At 72.9% G+C, this 19,037-nt stretch carries 21 protein-coding genes; 9 read left to right on the plus strand and 12 right to left on the minus strand.

All coding sequences use genetic code 11. The features are described from left to right. Window positions 1–6 precede the first annotated feature (6 nt). The 4 genes from I4I81_RS25175 to fbaA are packed head-to-tail and all read right to left on the minus strand — an operon-like array spanning window position 7 to window position 3,187. On the minus strand, window positions 7–1,086 hold the full coding sequence (locus tag I4I81_RS25175) for an FUSC family protein (protein ID WP_218604492.1): 1,080 nt from the start codon (window positions 1,084–1,086) through the stop codon (window positions 7–9). 5 nt (window positions 1,087–1,091) lie between these two features. Continuing rightward, the gene (locus I4I81_RS25180) at window positions 1,092–1,505 is read right to left on the minus strand and encodes a DUF3151 domain-containing protein (RefSeq protein WP_218604491.1); all 414 of its coding nucleotides are present in this window, start codon (window positions 1,503–1,505) and stop codon (window positions 1,092–1,094) included. A gap of 42 nt (window positions 1,506–1,547) precedes the next feature. Then, a complete protein-coding gene (locus I4I81_RS25185; RefSeq protein ID WP_218604495.1) occupies window positions 1,548–2,195 on the minus strand; it encodes a DUF1707 SHOCT-like domain-containing protein in 648 nt (215 codons plus the stop codon). Then, window positions 2,156–3,187 carry a class II fructose-bisphosphate aldolase gene (fbaA, locus tag I4I81_RS25190; protein WP_218604490.1) on the minus strand — a complete coding sequence of 344 codons (1,032 nt, stop codon included), beginning with the start codon at window positions 3,185–3,187 and terminating at the stop codon, window positions 2,156–2,158. The genes I4I81_RS25185 and fbaA overlap by 40 nt, the downstream gene beginning before the upstream one ends. Window positions 3,188–3,306: 119 nt before the next feature. On the opposite strand from fbaA, the gene I4I81_RS25195 reads away from it, so the two are divergent. From I4I81_RS25195 to I4I81_RS25225, 7 genes are all read left to right on the plus strand, one after another. Then, the gene (locus I4I81_RS25195) at window positions 3,307–3,840 is read left to right on the plus strand and encodes a SigE family RNA polymerase sigma factor (RefSeq protein ID WP_218604494.1); all 534 of its coding nucleotides are present in this window, start codon (window positions 3,307–3,309) and stop codon (window positions 3,838–3,840) included. Continuing rightward, on the plus strand, window positions 3,837–4,055 hold the full coding sequence (locus tag I4I81_RS25200; protein WP_218604489.1) for a hypothetical protein: 219 nt from the start codon (window positions 3,837–3,839) through the stop codon (window positions 4,053–4,055). Before I4I81_RS25195 ends, I4I81_RS25200 begins: the two co-directional genes overlap by 4 nt. Before the next feature lie 26 nt (window positions 4,056–4,081). Then, window positions 4,082–4,732, plus strand: coding sequence for a DedA family protein (locus tag I4I81_RS25205; RefSeq protein ID WP_218604488.1), 651 nt, complete (start codon window positions 4,082–4,084; stop codon window positions 4,730–4,732). A gap of 61 nt (window positions 4,733–4,793) precedes the next feature. Next, window positions 4,794–5,771 carry a GlxA family transcriptional regulator gene (locus I4I81_RS25210; protein ID WP_218604487.1) on the plus strand — a complete coding sequence of 326 codons (978 nt, stop codon included), beginning with the start codon at window positions 4,794–4,796 and terminating at the stop codon, window positions 5,769–5,771. Window positions 5,772–5,780: 9 nt separating this feature from the next. Continuing rightward, window positions 5,781–6,419: a DJ-1/PfpI family protein gene (locus I4I81_RS25215; protein WP_218604486.1), complete on the plus strand. Its 639-nt coding sequence runs from the start codon at window positions 5,781–5,783 to the stop codon at window positions 6,417–6,419. Beyond that, window positions 6,416–6,808 (plus strand): hypothetical protein, encoded by a 393-nt coding sequence (locus I4I81_RS25220; protein ID WP_218604485.1) that lies wholly within the window; start codon window positions 6,416–6,418, stop codon window positions 6,806–6,808. Before I4I81_RS25215 ends, I4I81_RS25220 begins: the two co-directional genes overlap by 4 nt. Window positions 6,809–6,847: 39 nt before the next feature. Then, entirely contained in the window at window positions 6,848–7,273 is a 426-nt protein-coding gene (locus I4I81_RS25225; protein ID WP_218604484.1) for a VOC family protein, read from the plus strand. 21 nt (window positions 7,274–7,294) lie between these two features. Here the strand turns inward: I4I81_RS25225 and I4I81_RS25230 are convergent, their stop codons facing one another. Continuing rightward, a complete protein-coding gene (locus I4I81_RS25230) occupies window positions 7,295–7,720 on the minus strand; it encodes an NUDIX domain-containing protein (RefSeq protein WP_226363565.1) in 426 nt (141 codons plus the stop codon). A 53-nt stretch (window positions 7,721–7,773) separates the two neighbouring features. Between I4I81_RS25230 and I4I81_RS25235 the strand changes: the two genes are divergently transcribed. Further along, complete coding sequence (locus I4I81_RS25235; protein ID WP_218604483.1) at window positions 7,774–8,202, plus strand: DUF4262 domain-containing protein; 429 nt, start codon at window positions 7,774–7,776, stop codon at window positions 8,200–8,202. A gap of 95 nt (window positions 8,203–8,297) precedes the next feature. Here I4I81_RS25235 and I4I81_RS25240 read toward each other — a convergent pair whose 3' ends face one another. The 6 genes from I4I81_RS25240 to I4I81_RS25265 form a co-directional block, all read right to left on the minus strand. Then, window positions 8,298–8,903 (minus strand): TrmH family RNA methyltransferase, encoded by a 606-nt coding sequence (locus tag I4I81_RS25240; protein ID WP_226363977.1) that lies wholly within the window; start codon window positions 8,901–8,903, stop codon window positions 8,298–8,300. A gap of 348 nt (window positions 8,904–9,251) precedes the next feature. Further along, window positions 9,252–11,618, minus strand: coding sequence for an AAA family ATPase (locus tag I4I81_RS25245; protein ID WP_218616380.1), 2,367 nt, complete (start codon window positions 11,616–11,618; stop codon window positions 9,252–9,254). Continuing rightward, window positions 11,615–12,289, minus strand: coding sequence for a hypothetical protein (locus I4I81_RS25250; RefSeq protein WP_218605575.1), 675 nt, complete (start codon window positions 12,287–12,289; stop codon window positions 11,615–11,617). The genes I4I81_RS25245 and I4I81_RS25250 overlap by 4 nt, the downstream gene beginning before the upstream one ends. 103 nt (window positions 12,290–12,392) lie before the next feature. Then, window positions 12,393–12,959: an orotate phosphoribosyltransferase gene (gene pyrE / locus I4I81_RS25255; protein WP_218605576.1), complete on the minus strand. Its 567-nt coding sequence runs from the start codon at window positions 12,957–12,959 to the stop codon at window positions 12,393–12,395. After that, window positions 12,956–13,714: an SDR family NAD(P)-dependent oxidoreductase gene (locus I4I81_RS25260; RefSeq protein WP_218605577.1), complete on the minus strand. Its 759-nt coding sequence runs from the start codon at window positions 13,712–13,714 to the stop codon at window positions 12,956–12,958. The genes pyrE and I4I81_RS25260 overlap by 4 nt, the downstream gene beginning before the upstream one ends. A 5-nt stretch (window positions 13,715–13,719) precedes the next feature. Then, window positions 13,720–14,376, minus strand: coding sequence for a TtfA family protein (locus tag I4I81_RS25265; protein ID WP_218605578.1), 657 nt, complete (start codon window positions 14,374–14,376; stop codon window positions 13,720–13,722). Between the two features lie 185 nt (window positions 14,377–14,561). Between I4I81_RS25265 and I4I81_RS25270 the strand changes: the two genes are divergently transcribed. After that, window positions 14,562–15,929, plus strand: coding sequence for an IS4 family transposase (locus I4I81_RS25270; RefSeq protein ID WP_226363566.1), 1,368 nt, complete (start codon window positions 14,562–14,564; stop codon window positions 15,927–15,929). Between the two features lie 191 nt (window positions 15,930–16,120). Here I4I81_RS25270 and clpB read toward each other — a convergent pair whose 3' ends face one another. Then, the gene (gene clpB, locus I4I81_RS25275) at window positions 16,121–18,721 is read right to left on the minus strand and encodes an ATP-dependent chaperone ClpB (protein ID WP_218605582.1); all 2,601 of its coding nucleotides are present in this window, start codon (window positions 18,719–18,721) and stop codon (window positions 16,121–16,123) included. Between the last annotated feature and the right edge of the window lie 316 nt (window positions 18,722–19,037).

The following is a 19,037-nucleotide window of genomic DNA, read 5'->3' on the forward strand; positions in this document are numbered from 1 at the left end:
TGCGGGCTACGAGCGCATCGCCGACAGCGCCTCGGCGCGCGTCAGGCCCGTCGCCTGCAGGAGGTCCAGCGCGATGCTGCGGAGCTGCGCGACGATCACCTGCTCCGACGGCCCCGGAACCCACACCTCCGACAGCACCACCGCATGCCGGACGACGTCGAGCACCGGTTCGCGGGCCCGCTTCCGGTCGCCCTCGCGCCCCAGCTCGGCGGTGAGCGTGCCGACGGCCGCGGACAGCTCGCCGAGTGCGTCGGCGAGCTCCGCAGCGGCGGGTTCGTCATCGAGCAGGGCCTGGTAGGTGCGTCGGGCGAGCACGCGGGCGTTGCGCATCGCGTAGTCGGTGCGTTCGGCCAGCTCGCTGAACCGGCCCAGCTGGAGCCGGCGCCGTCGGTAGAGGGGGGCGACGGTGGCGACCTCGTGGCCACCGCGCAGGGCGGAGCGCAGATCGTCGATCAGGGGCTGGGAGGCGCGGGCCTGCTCCAGCGCGGCGAGCGCGATCGACGGGTCGCGCACGCGCAGCGCGTCGCCCGTGCGGGCGAGGACGGCGGCGAGCTCGTCGAGCAGGGATCGGGCCCCGCGCTGCACCGGGCGCACCGGGTCGGTCGGGATCAGGCCCGCCACGACGACGCCCACGACGCCCCCGATCAGGGCGTCGATGCAACGGTCGATGCCGCCCGCGTCGCCGGGCGGCAGCAGCGTGGCCACCAGCACCGCCGACGATCCGGCCTGCGCGACGAGCAGCGTGGCGCCGTCGGCGAACACCGCCACCGACATCGCGAGCGCGACGACCAGCGCGATCTGCCACGCCCCGGAGCCGATCTGGGAGATCAGCAGGTCGCCGACCAGCACCCCGACGCTGACGCCCGCCACCAGCTCCGCGACGCGGCGCAACCGGCTGGTGAGTGACAGGCCGAGGGAGATGACCGCGGCGATCGGGGCGAAGAACGGCCGCGCGTGGCCGACGAGGTCGCTCGCGACGTACCAGGCGAGCCCCGCGGCCACCGCGCACTGCAGGATCGGCAGGGCCGACAGCGCGACCCGCCGACCCCTGGCCCGCAGGTGGGCCCGCAGTCGACGGCCGCGCACGTGGATCAGGCCAGGCCGAGTGCGGCGGGAGCGGCCGGATCGGACTCCACGAGGAAGGTGGCGGTGCGCTCGGCCTCGTCGGACTCCCCGATCGCGACGGCCGCGCGGTGCAGGGCGGCGAGCGCGCGCAGGAAGCCGCGGTTGGGCTCGTGCGACCACGGCACCGGGCCGAAGCCCTTCCAGCCGTTGCGGCGCAGCATGTCGAGGCTGCGGTGGTAGCCGGTGCGCGCGTAGGCGTAACCGGTGACCGTCTCGCCCGCGTCGAGCGCGTTCTCGGCGAGCTGGGCCCAGGCGATCGCCGACGTGGGATGGTCGGCGGCGACCTTCGCGGGGTCGGCGCCGCCGTCGAGCTCGGCGGCGGCCGGGTCGACCGGGAGCAGGGTGGGGTCGGGTCCGAGGAGGTTGCCGTGCAGCGTCATGGGCCCATCCTGCCTGCTCGGCACGTCGGTCCGCCCACCACGTCAGTCGTCGTCGTCCTCGTCGTCCTCGTTGTCGTTGTCGTCGTTGTCGTCGTCGTCGCGGTCGGCGGCCGATGCCTCGGTCTGCGTCCGGACGTCGACGTTGCCGAACGCGCCGGAGGCGTCGACCGTGATCTCGGGGCCGGTGCCCGTCCCGGCACAGGCCGCGTCCCGGGCGTCGTCGGGGACCACGACCTCGGCGCTGGAGAACAGGAACCCGAGCTCGACGCGGTCGTCGCCGGCGGCCACCGGGATCGTGCGGCTGCTGAACACCGCCGCGCCGTCGTCGCGGCCGAGGAGCTGCCCGCCGCCCCAGAGCACCGCCGCCCCGACGACGGGCGTGCCGAGCAGCACGCCCGCGCGCCGGGCCCTCGACGCCGTGTCCGACGCCCGGTCGGCGGCGACCGGCTCCCGGAGCACCGGTGCCGGGGCCGGGAGGTCGGCGGTGAGCGCGTGCAGGTCGGCACGCGTCCGGGTCGCCCAGACGCCGCCGGAGCGCTCCTCGTACCCGGAGAGGGCCAACCGGCACCCGCCGAGGGCGCGCTGCAGACGCTCGTCCGCAGCGCGCCGCTCGGTGTCCCCGACCCGGACCGCCGGGTCCGCCGTGATCCCTACTTCAGCTTCTGCCCCGTCGAGCGGAGGTTCTCGCAGGCCAGCGTGACGCGCTCGGCCATGTTGAGCTCCGCGGCCTTGAGGTAGGTGCGCGGGTCGTAGGTCTTCTTGTTGCCGACCTCGCCGTCGACCTTCAGCACCCCGTCGTAGTTGCTGAACATGTGGCCCGCGATCGGCCGCGTGAACGCGTACTGGGTGTCGGTGTCGACGTTCATCTTCACGACGCCGTAGTCGAGCGCCTCGTGGATCTCCTCGATCAGCGAACCCGAGCCGCCGTGGAACACCAGGTCGAACGGCTTCGCCGAGGCGTCGAGACCCAGCTTGGCGATCGCGACCTCCTGGCCCTGCTTGAGGATCTCCGGGCGGAGCTTGACGTTGCCCGGCTTGTAGACGCCGTGCACGTTGCCGAACGTGGCGGCCAGCAGGTAGCGGCCCTTCTCGCCGGCGCCCAGGACCTCGACGGTGCGCTCGTAGTCGCCGGGGGCGGTGTAGAGCTTGTCGTTGATGTCGTTCGCGACGCCGTCCTCCTCGCCGCCGACGACGCCGATCTCGACCTCGAGGATGATCCGTGCCTTGCCGGCCAGCTCGAGGAGCTCGGCGGCGATGGAGAGGTTCTCCTCCAGCTCGACCGCGGAGCCGTCCCACATGTGGCTCTGGAACAGCGGGTTCTCGCCGCGGTCGACGCGCTCCTGGCTGATCGCGATCAGCGGGCGGACGAACCCGTCGAGCTTGTCCTTGGGGCAGTGGTCGGTGTGCAGCGCCACGTTGATCGGGTAGTGGCGCGCGGCGACGTGGGCGAACTCGGCGAGTGCCGTCGCCCCGACGACCATGTCCTTGACGCGCGTGCCGGAGAGGAACTCGGCGCCGCCCGTGGAGACCTGGATGATGCCGTCGCTCTCCGCCTCGGCGAAGCCGCGCAGCGCCGCGTTCAGCGTCTCGCTGCTGGTGACGTTGATGGCGGGGTAGGCGAACTGGCCGCTCTTGGCGTTGTCCAGCATCTGGTTGTAGATCTCGGGCGTGGCGATAGGCACGGGTGTGGCCCTCCTCGACGTCTGACCGGTGCGCTTCTTCGACGGCAGTATCGCGCACTACGCTGACCGTCGTGGCTGCCGACGGTATCGAGCGCGCCGTCGAGCAGACGCTCAGCGGCATGCGCAGGCTGGACCCGATACCGCCGGTGCCCGCCCCGGACGCGCCGCTGACGCTGGCCGACCTCTACCGCGACCACCGCACCCGCCTGGTCCGCCTCGCCGTCCTGCTGGTCGACGACCCCGCCACCGCGGAGGACGTCGTCCAGGAGGCGTTCGCGGGGCTGCACCGGCACTGGTCCGGGCTGCGGGACGAGGCCGCGGCTGTCGGCTACCTGCGTACGGCCGTCGTCAACGGGTCGCGGTCGGTGCTGCGCCGCCGCCGCACCGCGCGCGAGTACGTGCCGCCGCACCAGGTCAACGCCCGCTCCGCGGAGTCGCTGGCGATGCTCTCGGCCGAGCACCAGGCCGTCGTCGACGCGCTCGCGACGCTGCCCCCGCGCCAGCGCGAGGTGCTCGTCCTGCGCTACTACGGCGGGCTGAGCGAGGCGGAGATCGCCGACGCCACCGGGATCAGCCGCGGCACCGTCAAGTCGACGGCGAGCCGGGCGCTCGACGCGGTGTCGCACGTGCTGAAGCCCAAGGACGCGCGATGACCGCCGATCCGGAACGCCGGCTCGCCGAGGCGCTGCGCGCGCAGGCCCGCGGGGGCGGCCGTCCGATGACACCCCCGCGCGGCGAGCCGGAGCGGGAGACCGGCATGTCGGTGCGCACGGCCCTGCTGCTGGCCCTGCTCGGCGGCGGTGTCCTGGGCGCCGTGCTGGCCCTGCTCTCGCTCCTCGCGCCGGGAGTGCTGCCCGCACTGGGCTGAACCGGTCTCGGTATCGTCACGGGGTGATGACGACCACGCTCGCCCTCGGCCCGGAGTGGCTCAAGCCCGACGTGATCATCGGCTGGCTGGGCCCCTGGGCGCTGGTCGGGCTGGCACTGATCGTGTTCGCCGAGTGCGGCCTGCTCCTCGGCTTCTTCCTCCCCGGCGACTCCCTGCTGTTCACCGCGGGGCTCTTCGTCGCGCAGGGCGCCATCCGGTTCCCCCTGTGGATCGTGTGCGTGCTGCTGGTGGTGGCCGCGTTCGCGGGCAACGTCGTCGGCTACTACATCGGACGCGCCGCGGGCCCCGCCGTGTTCGACAAACCCGAGTCGAGGCTGTTCAAGCCCAAGCACGTGGCGCGCACGCAGGAGTTCTTCGACAAGTACGGCACCCGGGCGATCGTGCTCGGCCGGTTCGTGCCGATCGTGCGCACCTTCATCACGGTGATGGCGGGCGTCGGCAAGATGGACGCCAAGCGCTACTTCACCTACTCGCTGATCGGTGGCGTGCTGTGGGCCGCGGGCGTCACGGTGCTGGGGTTCTGGCTCGGGCAGTTCCAGTTCGTGCGCGACAACATCGAGCTGATGCTGCTGCTGATCGTGTTCCTCTCCGTCGTGCCGATCGTCATCGAGATCATCCGCGCCCGGCGCACCCCCGGGGCGCACGCCGCCCGCTGATGGCCGGATCCGTGGGCACCGCGTCGTTGACGCCGTCCCGCGGTCGCGCGACCGTGGTCCGGTGCCCGCCCACCAGGTCGTCCTCCCGCTGTTCGCGGGGTTCCAGCCGGTCGACGTCACCGGGCCGCACGAGGTACTGAGGGGCGCGTCCGCCCTGTTCGCCGACCGGGGCGAGCCCGACCGCGGCTACGACGTCACGCTCGTCGCGGCGGAGCCGGGGCCGGTCACCGCCGACAGCGGGCTGCAGATCGTCGCCACGCACGGACTGCCCGAGACCGGTCCGATCGGCACGCTCCTGGTGCCCGGCGGGTTCGGCACCCGCGCGGCGATGACCGATCCCGGGTTCGTCGGCTGGCTGCGCCGGGCCGCCGGCCGGTCGCAGCGCGTGGCGTCGGTGTGCACCGGATCGTTCCTGCTGGCCGCGGCCGGCCTGCTCGACGGGAGGCGGGCCACCACGCACTGGCGCTGGGCGGGCACGATGGCCGCCGCGTACCCCGCCGTCGACGTCCGCCCCGACTCGATCTACGAGCGCAGCGGCCGCATCTGGACCTCCGCCGGCGTCACCGCGGGGATCGACCTGGCTCTGGCCCTCGTCGAGGCCGACCACGACGCCGGCGTCGCGCAGTCCCTGGCCCGCGAGTTCGTCGTCTTCCTGCGCCGCCCCGGCGGGCAGAGCCAGTTCGCCGCACCGGTCTGGACGGACCCCGCGCCCCGCCCGTCGGTCCGCGCCGCCCAGGACCTCGTCCACGCCGACCCGGCGGCCGACCTGCGCATCCCCGCCCTCGCCGCGCACGTCGGGATGAGCGAGCGGCACTTCGGGCGCGAGTTCACGCGGCTCGTCGGCTGCCCGCCGGGCGACTACGTCGAGCAGGTGCGCGTCGACACCGCCCGGCGCCTGCTGGAGTCCGAGTCGCTGCTCGTCGGCGTCGTCGCCGCCCGGGCCGGCTTCGGGTCCGCCGAGACGATGCGCCGCGCGTTCCTGCGCCGCCTCGGCGTGTCCCCCGACCACTACCGCCGCCACTTCGCCACCACCCCGTGAGGAGTCACCATGCAGGTCGCCATCGCCCTGTACCCCCGGCTGACCGCGCTCGACGCCATCGGACCCTACGAGGTGCTGCAACGTGTCCCGTCGATCGACGTCACGTTCGTCGGTGAGCGGCCCGGAGAGGTGCGCACCGAGAACGGGTTCCTCGGGCTCACCGTCGACGCGACGTTCGACGAGCTGCCCGCGCCGGACGTCGTGCTGGTGCCCGGCGGCATCGGCACCCGCGACCTGCTCGGCGGTGGCCCGCTGCTCGACTGGGTCCGCGGCGCGCACCCGACCACCCGGTTCACCACGTCGGTGTGCAGCGGCTCGCTCCTGCTCGCCGCCGCCGGACTGCTCGACGGGCTCACCGCGACGTCGCACTGGAGCGTCATGGAGCACCTGGACGAGCTCGGGGCCGTCCCGGTGGACCGGCGTGTGGTCGAGCACGCCGCCGAACGCGTCATCACCGCCGCCGGGGTGTCGGCCGGCATCGACATGGGGCTGCGGTTGGTCGAGCTGCTCGTCGACGACGTCGCCGCACAGGCCGCGCAGGTGTCGATCGAGTACGACCCGCAGCCGCCGTTCGACGCCGGGCACCCGAGCAGGGTGTCCGCCGAGGTCATGACGCGGGTGGCCGAGTACGCGGCGTTGCGGGCATGACCGCCACCGTCACCGCCCGCACGGCGCTCGCCGACCGGGGGTTCTGGACGCATTACCTGCAGATGCTCGTCGCGATGGTCCTCGGCATGGTCGTGCTGGGGATGCTCTGGCCGCACGTGCCCGGCATCGAGGCGACGGTGCTGGTCATGGCCACGAACATGACGGTCGGGATGTCCGCGTGGATGCTCTGGCGCCGGCACCCGCGGGTCTCCGTGGCGCAGATGGCCGCGGCGATGTACGTCCCGTTCCTCGTGCTCCTCCCGCCGCTGTGGGCGGGGTGGCTGACCGGCGACGGCGTCATGCTGCTGGGTCACCTGTTGATGCTGCCCGCGATGGTGGCGGCGATGCTGCTGCGCCCGCACGAGTACGTCGGGCATCGACCGCGGTAGCGGTCGGGAAGCGGCCGCAGGGCCATCGAGGCTGGCCCCATGACCGAGACGACGCCGCGCCCCGTCGCCCTGCACCTCCTCCTCGCCTACCGCGACGCCCCGGCCGCCCTGCGTTGGCTGGAGCGGGCCTTCGGGTTCGAGACGATCAACGAGTTCCCCGACGACCACGGCGGCATCACCCACGCCGAGGCGCGTCGGGACGCGGCGGTCGTGGTGGTGTTCAGCGACGACGGCGCCGGCTACGACCACCCGGTGCTGCGGGGCGAGACCACCGGCCGCGGCGCATACCTCAGCGTGCCCGACGAGGCGGCCGTCGACGCGGTGTTCGTGACGGCGACCGCGGCCGGGGCGGTCCCGGTCTGGAAGCCGCACCACTCCGAGTGGAACTACCGCTGCCGGGTCCTCGACCCGGAGGGGAACGAGTGGACCTTCGCGATCGTGAAGCCCGGAGAGGCGGTCTACTGATCCGCACTCCGCTCGTTCGGGCTACCGACGGTCGCGGAACAGCGCGAGCGCGGCCGGGAGCTGGCTGTGCAGCGGGTGCGGCAGGTCGTCGAGGCTGAACCAGCCCAGCTCGTCGAACTTGCCGGGCTCGCCGATCGCCACCCCTGCCGGGTCGACGAGCACCGCGTGCACGACGGCCACCCAGTGCGCCACCGGATCGCCGCGCAGGACGTTGCGGACGCCGATCACCTCGACGGCCACCGGGTCGACGGAGTACTCCTCGCGGACCTCCCTCGCCACGGCCTCGGCCAGCTCCTCGCCGTGCTCCAGCGCGCCCGCGCCGGAGTCCCAGGTGCCGGGCTCGTCGCGGGCCCCGGCGCCGCGCCGGGCCAGCAGGATCCGGCCCTCGGCGTCGTGGCAGACGAACACACAGGAGACGGCGGGGGCGGTCAACGGGTCGACGGGCACGCGCACAGCCTAGGAGCCCCGAACTGTCGGTGGTCGGCCCTACCGTGCCCGCCATGACCACCGAACGCTTCATCCACCAGGTCGACCAGTACGACGCGTGGCAGCGCGAGACGATCCGGCACCACGGCTGGGCGTTGCAGGCGGTCCTGGGCGACGAGGAGTCGCCCCCGTTCGTCTACACGATCGGGCTCTACGGTTTCGGCCATCCCGAGCTGATCCTGTTCGCCACCTCCCAGGCCACGGCGGCCACGGTGCTCAACGACCTCGGCGAGCTGGTGCGCGCGGGTCGGATCCTGGAGCCGGGTGAGCGCGTGGCGCTGCGCAGCGGCGGGGTGCACCTGCTGGCGTTCCCGGAGGCCGAGCACTGGCTCTACGCCGCGCGCGATCTCTACGGCGGGCAGGTCCCGGCGATGCTGGTCGTGCCGGCCGACGACCTCGTCGAGACGCCCGGGGAGGACGGCCGCTGCGCGTTCTGCGGGTGAGCGCCACCGCACCGCCGTTCCGCCCACCGCACCGCCGTCGGGGCGCCGGTGCGGTCCCCACGACTGCGGTGCGGTCGCGCTGACCGGGGCTGCGCCTACCAGGCGGTGTCGAGGTCGGCGTGCTGCCGCACCCAGGCGTGCATCGCGATGCCCGCCGCCACCCCGGCGTTGATCGAGCGGGTGGAGCCGAACTGCGCGATCGACACGGTGAGCGCGGCTGCGGCGTGGGCGTCGTCGGTCACGCCGGGGCCCTCCTGGCCGAACAGCAGCACGCAGTCGCGCGGCAGGTCGGCGGTCTCCAGCCGCTGCGCACCAGGGGTGTTGTCCACGGCGACCACCGCGAGACCGTGTGCGGCGGCGAACGCGAGTAGACCGGCCACGTCCTCGTGGTGGTGCACGTCGAGGTAACGGTCGGTCACCATCGCCCCGCGCCGGTTCCAGCGCCGCCGCCCGACGATGTGCACCCCCGCCGCACCGAACGCGTTCGCGGTGCGCACCACCGTGCCGATGTTGTGGTCGTGCCCGAAGTTCTCGATCGCCACGTGGAACGGGTGCGCCCGCCGGGCCAGGTCGGCGGCCACGGCCTCCCGGCGCCAGTAGCGGTAGGGATCAACGACGTTGCGGGTGTCGCCGTGCTCGAGGAGCTCGGGGTCGTAGTGCTCGCCGGTGGGTCGGTCGCCCGGCCACGGCCCGACCCCCACCTGCCCCGACCCGCCCCACTCGCTCGGCCCGGCCCCCTCGCCGCCCCGTTCCGCCTCCTCCCGCGAGTCGCGGTTCCTCTGCTCCCGAGTCGCGGGATCCGCGCCCTCGGGGCCGGTGCCCTGGGCGGGAGGCTCGTCCGGTTCCACCCGGAAGATGATCCGCCGCGGTGACGATCACCCGCACACCGGCCGTGCTCCGCGGCTCGCGGGCGTGGGAGCAGCGGCTCGCGGGCGTGGGAACAGCGACTCGCGGGCGTGGGAGCAGCGACTCGCGGGCGTGGGAACAGCGACTCGCGGGCGGGGAGCGGCGACTCGCGGGCGGGAGAACGGCGACTCGCGGGGTGGTGGTCAGGGTTCCGTGTGCGGGGTGGCGGCCGCCTCCGAGCCGGGTCGGGCCAGTCGTCCGCCGTTCGGGAGGGCGAGGGTCACCGCGCTGTGGCCGTGGTGGGCCCCCGCAGCGGCCGCGTGGTACTCCTCGAGCTTCGCGACGAAGGCCGGGTCGTGGTAATCGCGTCCGTCGACCGAGACTCCCTCGCGGCCGTCGAGAACAGCCTCGATGTCGTCGCCGGTCAGCGTCTTGTGCGTCTCCAGGGCGTGGGCCACGGCGAGCACGGACGACCGGTTGTCGCGCAGGATCTGCTCGGCCCGGCCCAGCAGGTCGGCCAACGAGTCCTCGATCCGGTCGGCGAGAGCCCGCCGCAGCACCGCGTCCGCGTTCTCGGTGGGCGCGCCCCGGCCGCCACCGGGGCTGCCGACCTCGAGGCGCCGGGCCGTCGAGTACGACGACACGGTGGCGCCCATTCCCCAGTAGCCCTCCATGAACGACGCGATCGCGGTGGCCGACTCCAGATCGCCCGACACCCCCGACGACGAGTCGCCGTCGAAGAACATCCGCTCCCCGGCCAGCGACGCGAGCGAGACGAGGATGTCGGCCTCGAACTCCGAGCGCCACCGGGTGAACTGGTCCTCCGGCGGGATCGACGCGACCATGCCCAGGTAGTCGCTGCCCTTCTCGATGGTGGCGAGGTCGATCTCCATGTGGTGGCGCGTGCGGTAGGCGACGACGGCGTGGCAGGCCTCGTGCACGGCGACGGCGTGCCGCTCGCGCTCGATGTACTCCACGTCCTCGGGCGGGCCGAGGTCCTTGAGCTTCTTGGCCTTCAGCACGTCGCGCCACGCGATGACCTCGCGACCGTCGCGGATCGCGGTGATCAGCGACTCGTTCACCAGGTCCTTGATCGTGGCGCCGGTGGCGTACGGCGTGATCGTGGCGAGCTTGTCGAGCTGCTCGTCGGTGACCTCGTGCGGCACCTTGTCGAAGTAGCCCCGGTACGTGCGGATCCGGCCGGCCTTGCTCGGATAGCCGACCTTGTAGATCCGGTCGATGCGGCCAGGGCGCAGCAGCGCCTCGTCGAGCGACTCCGGCATGTTCGTCGCCATCATCACCAGCAGCCGGTACTTGGGCGGTGCCTTCGGGCGCATCCCCAGCGCCCGCCGGCCCCAGCGGTTGATCAGGCCGCGCGGCTTCTTCAGCCCGGACAGCTCCGTGAGCAGCGCCTGCAGCGTGCCCATCCCTCCGCCGCCGCCCCCCATGCCACCCATCATGATCTTGTCGCGGCCGGTGTCGACCGGTCCGGCCGCCGCCGACGAGCGGGCCAGCATCCAGCGCGTGTCGTTCGACAGGTAGGTGGCGCCGTGGCAGCCGGCGGCGTGGAACGGGCCGAACCCGCGCACCCCGCCCGGCCCGACGCCGGCCAGCGAGCCGCGGTTGCCCAGCGCGTCGGCCTCGTCGAAGAAGACGATCACGCCGCCGTAGCGCAGCGAGAGCTTGCGCAGCTTCCGGAACAGCGACTTGACCTTGAGGATCCCGACGCCCATGAACATGTTGATGAACGCGCCCGGGTCGACGAAGACGTACGGCTTCCCGGTCTCCCCCGCCACCGCCTCGGCCATCAGCGTCTTCCCGGTCCCGGGCGGTCCCCACAGCAGGATGCCGCCCGGGACGTAGCCGCCCTTGCGCTCGATCTCCTCGGGGTCCTCCAGGAACAGGATGTTCTCCTTGATCCGGTCGACCACGTGGTCCTGGCCCCACACGTCGTGGAATCGGGTGGAGATGTCGTCGGGGTAGTAGGTGTCGACGCCGCCGCGCGAGAGCAGCCAGAACAGGCCGCCGAACTGCACCGCGACGAACAGGAACCCGAACGAGAGCTGCAGGACGAACGGCAGCGCGGAGAACAGCAGCGCGGGTGCCTCGAACAGTGCCAGCGGTGGGCTGGTCTCCAGGATCTGCGCCGCGACCAGCGCGAACAGCGTGATGAACGCCAGCCACTTGAGGAGCCGGGAGAGCCGGAAGCGCGACCAGTCCGAGAGCCTGCGGCGCAGCTGGCGGTCGGTGCCGCCGAACACGGTGTGCGACCAGAACCGGTGGTAGCCGGCGGACCGCTCGCTGACGAGGAAGTGCAGCTGGCGGACGACCTCCGCGCCCGCGAGCCACAGCAGCCACTGCGACTCGACCAGGTGTATGCGCATCGCGTCGACGAAGGGCAGCAGCGGGTTGTCGGCCATCGCCGACCACACGACGACGAACCACGCGAGCGCCAGCAGAAGGAGCAGCCGCACGCGGTCCCACGGCGCCGCGGGCTTGCGCGTCGGGCGCTTCGGGGTCGGGTGCCCGTCGGGAGGGGTGAGGCCCTCGGCTGTCTCGGTGGTGGTCATGACCCCTCCAGGACGGTGAACGAGGAGACGACCCGCTCGATCTCCTGCTGGCGCTGCCCGTAGCACTCCGACGAGCAGCGGGCGACGAACACGTACAACTTGCTGGCGTCGTCGTTGACGTACGCGGTCTTGTCGAACACCTGCATGGGGCCGCCTGCGACCCGGTAGCGGTAGACGACGTGGACGCCGCGGATGCCGTCGCCGGGGGTGAGCACCTCGTCGGCGAGCAGCGCGAAGTCGCTCAGTGCGGTACCCGGGTTGGACGCGAGCTGCTGGCGCCCGCTCGCCGACGTCGGCTGGAACAGGTCGCGGAGACGATCGAGGGAGTACTGCCCGCGCATCGGCTGCGGGACGTCCTGGACGAGCAGCAGCCCGGTGGGTGCCGGGGCGTGCGGGCCCAGGAGGTGCGTGCTGGAGGGCAGCTGATCGGCGTCGTAACCCTCCAGCCAGATGCCCTGCTCGTCGGCGGTCAGGCTCGGGTCGAGACCCAGCGAGGTGGCCAGCTCGGTCTCGTCGACGGCCTGCCATGCGACGGGCAGCCGGACGTACGTGCGATCGTCGGAGTTCGCGACGTAGTTGTATTCCGGCGAACCACACGAAACGGTCAGAAGGGTGCCGACAACGGCCACGACCAGAGCGGCGACGGAACGCTGACCAGTGCGAAACCGCATGAGGGCCTCCCGCCGTGACCTTCTCGTGATGCACGAGTATGCGTCACGAAACGGCGCGGCGGATCGCCCGAACGGTTGCCGGCAGGTAACCGACTAGACAGCCCTAGAGACCCAGATCGGGCAGTCCGAGCAGCGCGCGGTAGGCGAGTCCCTCGGCCTCGATGGCCTCGCGGGCGCCGGTGTCGCGGTCGACGATCGTGGCGACGCCGACGATCTCGGCCCCCGCCCCGCGGACGGCGCGGACGGCGGTGAGCACCGAGCCCCCGGTCGTCGACGTGTCCTCGACGACGAGCACGCGGCGGCCGGTGATGTCGGGGCCCTCGATGAGCCGCTGCATCCCGTGCTCCTTGGTGGACTTGCGCACCACGAACGCGTCGACGGGTGCGGCGTCGGGCTCCACGGACGCCGCGTGCAGCACGGCGTCGGCGATCGGGTCGGCGCCGAGCGTCAGCCCGCCGACGGCGACGTAGTCCCAGTCGGCGGTGAGTACCCGGATCAGCCGCCCGACCAGCGGGGCGGCGGCGTGGTGCAGCGTGACGCGCCGCAGGTCGACGTAATGGTCGGACTCGACGCCGGAGGACAGCGTGACCTTGCCGTGCACCACGCCGAGCTCGCGGACGAGTGCGGCCAGCTCGGCGAGCTCCGCGCTCGCCTGCGCAGGGGAGGTCATGTGCGGTCCCGGTCGAACGTGGCGGTGATCCGGCGCATCAGCGCACGCGGCAGCACGTCGGCCAGCGCGACGATCGCCTTGTACTGCGGGCTCGGTACGGACACGGTCTTCCCCCTCGCGAGATCGGCCAGGGCGTCGGAGACGACCCGGTCGGCGTCGAGCCACAGCGGTCCGGAGCGCGTGCCGACGTCGATGCCCGCGCGCTCGTGGAACTCCGTCCGCACGAACCCCGGGCACAGCGCCATCGCGCGCACCCCGGTGCCGTGCAGCGTCGCCGCGACCCCCTCGGTGAACGCCGTGACCCACGCCTTGTCGGCACTGTAGGTGGATCCACGCCCGGCCAGGAACCCCGCGACGCTGGAGACGTTGACCACCCCGCCGCGCCCGCGCGCGACCATCCCGGGCAGCGCCGCCCTGGTCAGCAGGAGCACCGCCTCGACGTTGACGGCGAGCTGGCGCGCGAGGTCGTCGGGTGCGCACTCCAGGAACGTGCCGCGCATCGCGAAGCCCGCGTTGTTGACGAGCAGGTCGACGGGCGCACCGGCCAGTCGCTCGGCCACGGCGTCGCGGCCGTCGGGGGTGGCGAGGTCGGCGGGCAGCACCTCGACGTCGACGCCCGTGAGCGACGCGGCGGTGGCGTCGAGGCGCTCGCGGTCGCGGGCGACGAGCACGAGGTCGCGGCCCTCGCGGGCCAGCCGTGAGACGAACGCCGCACCGATGCCGGCGGTGGCGCCGGTGACCAGGGCCGTGGGCATCGGTGCTAGTGCGGGGTGGTGCTGCGGTCGGCGCGCTCCAGGGCGGTCGCGACCTCGGACAGGTCGGCGAGCAGGTCCTGCAGGCGCTCGACGGTGGAGTTCAGCGGCGCCGTCGCGAGCACCCAGGCCTCCTCGGCCCAGAGCAGCTCGACGTCGTCACCGACCTCGTCGGCGGCCTTGGCCAGGCGCGGGGTGAGCAGCGGGCGCACGGCCTCGGCGTCGGCGACGAACGCGTAGCGGGCGCCCACGGGCTCGAGCAGGTCGAGACCGGCGTCGTCGGGGAGCGGGGCCGAGGGCAGCCGGAGCTCGACGGCGGCAGGCACCGGGTTGCGCACCTGCACCGCGGCGAGGACCGAGCTGAGGCGCCCGGCCTGCTCGTGGTCGAACAGGTAGGCCTGGCGCGGGCCGTCGGGGGTGGGGACGTCGCCGCTGATCAGGTTGCGGGCGATGCCCGGCCCGCCCTGGTGGATGGTGCCGTAGCGCCAGCGGCTGGGCAGGACCGGATCGCTGTCCAGGTACTCCCAGCCGCGGGCCGCGGCCCAGCGGCGCCGGTCGCGCGCCCCGCCCCCGTCGGCCCGGCGCCGGTCGAGGACCAGCAGCGCGATGCCGACCAGCAGTGCGATGACGGCGATGACGAACCACACGCCCGACGGAATGCCCACGGCGGCACCCTAGCCCCAAAGCCGTTCAGTTAGCGGTCGCGGCTGCTGGTCAAGGATCTTGTTGCGGCGTGTCGTTGCCGGAGATGGGAGCGGAGCTCCGGTAGGAGAGGGCGTCCTCCAAGACAGCCTCGACACCACCGGGAGCTCCGCTGAGCGCGAATTCTGTCATCACCCGGGTCGTCACCGTGGCCGGTGGGTGTTTCGCTCCTGGTCATCTGGGCGAGTTGACCCGGATTGTGCCCTTCGAGATGGTCGATGCCGCGTTGGTCGAGACCCACAGCGTGCAGCGGCGGCTGCGGTTGTTGCCCTCGCGGGTGGTGGTCTACCTCCTGCTCGCGGCCGGGTTGTTCACCGAGATCGGCTGGTCACAGGTCTGGGCGCGGCTGTGCACGGGCCTGGACGGGCTGGGGGTGGCCACCCCGAGCGCGAGCGCGTTGGCCGCCGCCCGAGCCCGGGTGGGGGTGGCGCCGTTGCGGGTGCTGTTCGACCTGCTGCGCGGCGCCGAGACCGGCTGTGTGCAGATCGGCGCCGCCCGCGCCGCCCGCCCGGGAGTGTTCTGGCGGGGCCGGTTGGTCACCGCGGTGGACGGCACCATCCTGTGCTGCCCGGACACCCCGGCGAACCTGACCGAGTTCAGCAAGGGCGGCAGCTCGCACGGCACCACCACCGGCTATCCGATGGTGCGGGTTCTGGCGCTGGTGGCGTGCGGCACCCGCACGATCATCGACGCGGTGTTCGGCACCGACCGGGTCGGTGAACTCGGCTACGCCCCACAGCTGCTCGCATCGACCCGGGCCGGGATGATCGTGCTCGCCGACCGCAACTTCGCCGCCGCCGACTGGATCACCGCACTGGCCGCGACCGGCGCGGACGTGCTGGTCCGGGTCAAGAACCACCGCCGACTCCCGATCTGCCGCACGCTGGCCGACGGGTCGTCGGTGTCCCGGATCGGCCGGGTCGAGGTCCGAGTGGTCACCGCCAAGGTCACGATCACCACCAGCGACAGCGCCCGGACCGAGACCTACCGGCTGGTCACCACCGTGCTCGACCCCGACGTGCCCGCGGTCGAGATCGTCGGGCTCTACCACGAACGCTGGGAGATCGAGACCTGCTTCGCCGAGCTCAAGTCCACCAGCCTGGGCGGGCGGGTCCTGCGCTCACGCACCCCGACCGGGGTCGCCCAGGAGATCTACGCCCTGCTGATCACCTACCAGGTGCTGCGGATCGCGATCAGCGACACCACTCTGCACCGAGCCGACGTCGATCCCGACCGCGGTAGCTTCACCGTCGCCCGCCACGCCGCCCGTGACCAGCTCATCGCCGCCGCCGGCATCATCGCCGACACCGTGCTCGACCTCGTCGGCACGATCGGCCGCCACGTCCTGGACCAGCTCCTGCCCGCCCGCCGAGTCCGAACCAACCCGCGCGTGGTCAAACGCGCGATCTCCAAGTACGTCGCCAGCACCGCCAAAGGCCGCCACCGCGGCCCCAGCCGCCCCGCGCTGATCACCATCGAGATAGAACCGATCTTGACAGCCCAGCCACCGGACTAACTGAACGGCTTTGACCCTAGCCCCGCGCGGTGGCGGAACCCGGGAACCGCGACACGCCGCGTCGCGCGCCGCCCCGCCGCGCGGCCGCGTCGCGCGCGTTGCAGTGGGGTGGCTCCACTCCAACCAGGTCGGAGCAGAGCCACCCCACTGCGGTCCGCGGGGCGGGCTGCCCGCGCGGGCGTGGCGCGGGGTCAGAGGGCCTTCGCCGGGAGGGTCCTCCCGACCAGGAGGCCGCCGGTTCCCCCCGCCGCCGTCGGGTCGAGGTCGACGCGGACCGTGTCGCCCTCGCGCACCTCCCCGGATAGCAGCTCCTTCGCGAGCTGGTCGCCGATCGAGCTCTGCACCAGCCGCCGCAGCGGCCGGGCCCCGTAGACGGGGTCGAACCCGTTCATCGCCAGCCACTCGCGTCCGGCGTCGGACACGTCCAGCGTCAGGCGCCGCTTCGCGAGCCGGGTGCGCAGGACGTCGAGCTGGATGTCGACGATGTGCGTCAGCTCCTCGGTCGACAGCGCATGGAAGACCACGACGTCGTCGAGCCGGTTGAGGAACTCCGGCTTGAAGTGCCGCTGCACCGCGTCCATGACGAACCGGCGCCGCTCGGTGTCGTCGAGGTCCTGGTTGGCGCCCGAGCCGAGGTTCGACGTCAGCACCAGGATCGTGTTGCGGAAGTCGACCGTGCGGCCCTGGCCGTCGGTGAGGCGGCCGTCGTCGAGCACCTGGAGCAGCGTGTCGAAGACGTCCGGGTGCGCCTTCTCGACCTCGTCGAACAGCACCACGGTGTACGGGCGGCGCCGCACGGCCTCGGTGAGCTGCCCGCCCTGGTCGTAGCCGACGTAGCCGGGAGGGGCGCCGACGAGGCGGGACACCGAGTGCTTCTCGGAGTACTCGCTCATGTCGATGCGCACCATCGCGCGCTCGTCGTCGAACAGGAACCCGGCGAGCGCCTTGGCCAGCTCGGTCTTGCCGACGCCGGTGGGCCCGAGGAACAGGAACGAGCCGGTGGGCCGGTTCTCGTCGGCGATGCCCGCGCGGGCACGACGCACGGCGTCGGAGACGGCGCGCACGGCCTCGGTCTGCCCGACGACGCGCTTGCCCAGCTCGTCCTCCATGCGCAGGAGCTTCGCGGTCTCGCCCTCCAGCATCCGGCCGGCGGGGATGCCGGTCCAGGCCGAGACGACGTCGGCGACGTCGTCGGGCCCGACCTCCTCCTTGAGCATGAGGTCGGCCCCCGTCGAGACCGGGGCCGCGGCCAGCCGCTTCTCCAACTCCGGGATGCGGCCGTAGCGCAGCTCGGCGGCCCGCCCGAGGTCGCCGTCGCGCTCGGCGCGCTCGGACTCCCCGCGCAGCGACTCCAGCTGCTCCTTGAGCTCGCGGACGTCCTCGATCGCGCCGCGCTCGTTCTGCCAGCGCGCGGTGAGGGCGGAGAGCGTCTCCTTCTTCTCGGCCAGCTCGGCACGCAGAGCGGCCAGCCGGTCGACGGACGCGGCGTCGGACTCCTTCGCCAGCGCCATCTCCTCGATCTCCAGCCGGCGCACCGACCGCTCGACGGTGTCGATCTCCACCGGCCGCGAGTCGATCTCCATGCGCAGCCGCGAGGCTGCCTCGTCGACGAGGTCGATCGCCTTGTCGGGCAGGAAGCGTGCGGTGATGTAGCGGTCGGACAGCGTGGCCGCGGCGACGAGTGCGGCGTCGGTGATCCGTACGCCGTGGTGCACCTCGTAGCGCTCCTTGAGCCCGCGCAGGATGCCGACGGCGTCCTCGACGGACGGCTCGCCCACGTAGACCTGCTGGAAGCGCCGCTCCAGCGCGGGGTCCTTCTCGATGCGCTGGCGGAACTCGTCGAGCGTGGTGGCGCCGACGAGGCGCAGCTCGCCGCGGGCCAGCATCGGCTTGATCATGTTGCCGGCGTCCATCGAACCCTCGGCGTTGCCCGCGCCGACGATCGTGTGCAGCTCGTCGATGAAGGTGACGACCTGGCCCGCGGAGTCGGTGATCTCCTTGAGCACCGCCTTGAGCCGCTCCTCGAACTCGCCGCGGTACTTCGCGCCCGCGACCATCGAGCCGAGGTCGAGCGAGACGACGCGCTTGCCGCGCAGCGACTCCGGCACGTCACCGGCGACGATCCGCTGCGCCAGCCCCTCGACGATCGCGGTCTTGCCGACGCCGGGCTCGCCGATCAGCACCGGGTTGTTCTTGGTGCGCCGCGAGAGCACCTGCACGACGCGGCGGATCTCGGTGTCGCGCCCGATCACCGGGTCCAGCTCGCCGGAGCGGGCGCGCTCGGTGAGGTCGACGCCGTACTTCTCCAGCGCCTGGTAGGTGCCCTCGGGGTCGGGGCTGCTGACCCGCGCGGAGCCGCGGACCTTGCTGAACGCCTCGCGCAGCGCGTCGGGGGTGGCGCCGTGGCGCCCGAGCAGCTGCGCCACCGGGCTCCCGGTCGAGGCGAGCCCGACGAGCAGGTGCTCGGTGGAGACGTACTCGTCGCCCATCTCGGTGGCCAGCTGCTGGGCCGCGGTGATCGCGGCGAGCGCGTCGCGGCTGAGCTGCGGGGCGCTGACCGTCGAGCCCGACGCCGAGGGCAGTCGGTTGCCCAGCTGGGCCAGCTCGGAGCGCACGGCGGCCGGGTCGGCGCCCGCGGCCGTGAGCAGGGGCGCGGCGATGCCGTCGCCCTGTGCGAGCAGTGCACCGAGCAGGTGGGTCGGGCCGACGTCGGGGTTACCGGCCAGCGCTGCGGCCTGCACCGCGGCGGAGATGGCCTGCTGGGCCTTGGTGGTGGGGTTGAACGAGTCCATCCGCTCGGGTCCTCCTGCGTGTCGCCAGGGCATCTATCGTGCCCATCGACTCTCCTAACGTCAGGAAAGTTGAGTGTGTTCCGCTCAAGTAGGATTCCCTGGTGCGTATCGGCGCCAGGGGTCAGATCACCACGCCCCCCGCAGGTCCGACACGAACCGCGCTCGGCCGCCGGATGGTCGAGGCGCTGCTCGGCGAGGCCGACGTCGATCTGGGCACCGCCGAGATCGTGGCTTGCGCGACCCGGTGCTTGCGCGACCCGGTGCTTGCGCGACCCGGTGCTTGCGCGACCATCGCCGCGGCGCGCGGTGCCCGCAC

Source organism: Pseudonocardia abyssalis (assembly GCF_019263705.2).
In the GTDB taxonomy this organism is placed as follows: Bacteria; Actinomycetota; Actinomycetes; order Mycobacteriales; family Pseudonocardiaceae; genus Pseudonocardia; species Pseudonocardia abyssalis.

Bases quoted from the DNA above. Each gene is read 5' to 3' on its own strand.
- I4I81_RS25220 (WP_218604485.1), top strand. From the start codon at position 6,416: ATGACCGCCACCGTCACCGCCCGCACGGCGCTCGCCGACCGGGGGTTC.
- I4I81_RS25260 (WP_218605577.1), bottom strand. From the start codon at position 13,714: ATGCCCACGGCCCTGGTCACCGGCGCCACCGCCGGCATCGGTGCGGCG.
- pyrE (WP_218605576.1), bottom strand. From the start codon at position 12,959: ATGACCTCCCCTGCGCAGGCGAGCGCGGAGCTCGCCGAGCTGGCCGCA.
- clpB (WP_218605582.1), bottom strand. From the start codon at position 18,721: ATGGACTCGTTCAACCCCACCACCAAGGCCCAGCAGGCCATCTCCGCC.
- I4I81_RS25235 (WP_218604483.1), top strand. From the start codon at position 7,774: ATGACCACCGAACGCTTCATCCACCAGGTCGACCAGTACGACGCGTGG.
- I4I81_RS25180 (WP_218604491.1), bottom strand. From the start codon at position 1,505: ATGACGCTGCACGGCAACCTCCTCGGACCCGACCCCACCCTGCTCCCG.
- I4I81_RS25215 (WP_218604486.1), top strand. From the start codon at position 5,781: ATGCAGGTCGCCATCGCCCTGTACCCCCGGCTGACCGCGCTCGACGCC.
- I4I81_RS25250 (WP_218605575.1), bottom strand. From the start codon at position 12,289: ATGCGGTTTCGCACTGGTCAGCGTTCCGTCGCCGCTCTGGTCGTGGCC.
- I4I81_RS25245 (WP_218616380.1), bottom strand. From the start codon at position 11,618: ATGACCACCACCGAGACAGCCGAGGGCCTCACCCCTCCCGACGGGCAC.
- I4I81_RS25205 (WP_218604488.1), top strand. From the start codon at position 4,082: ATGACGACCACGCTCGCCCTCGGCCCGGAGTGGCTCAAGCCCGACGTG.
- I4I81_RS25225 (WP_218604484.1), top strand. From the start codon at position 6,848: ATGACCGAGACGACGCCGCGCCCCGTCGCCCTGCACCTCCTCCTCGCC.
- I4I81_RS25200 (WP_218604489.1), top strand. From the start codon at position 3,837: ATGACCGCCGATCCGGAACGCCGGCTCGCCGAGGCGCTGCGCGCGCAG.
- I4I81_RS25195 (WP_218604494.1), top strand. From the start codon at position 3,307: ATGCGCAGGCTGGACCCGATACCGCCGGTGCCCGCCCCGGACGCGCCG.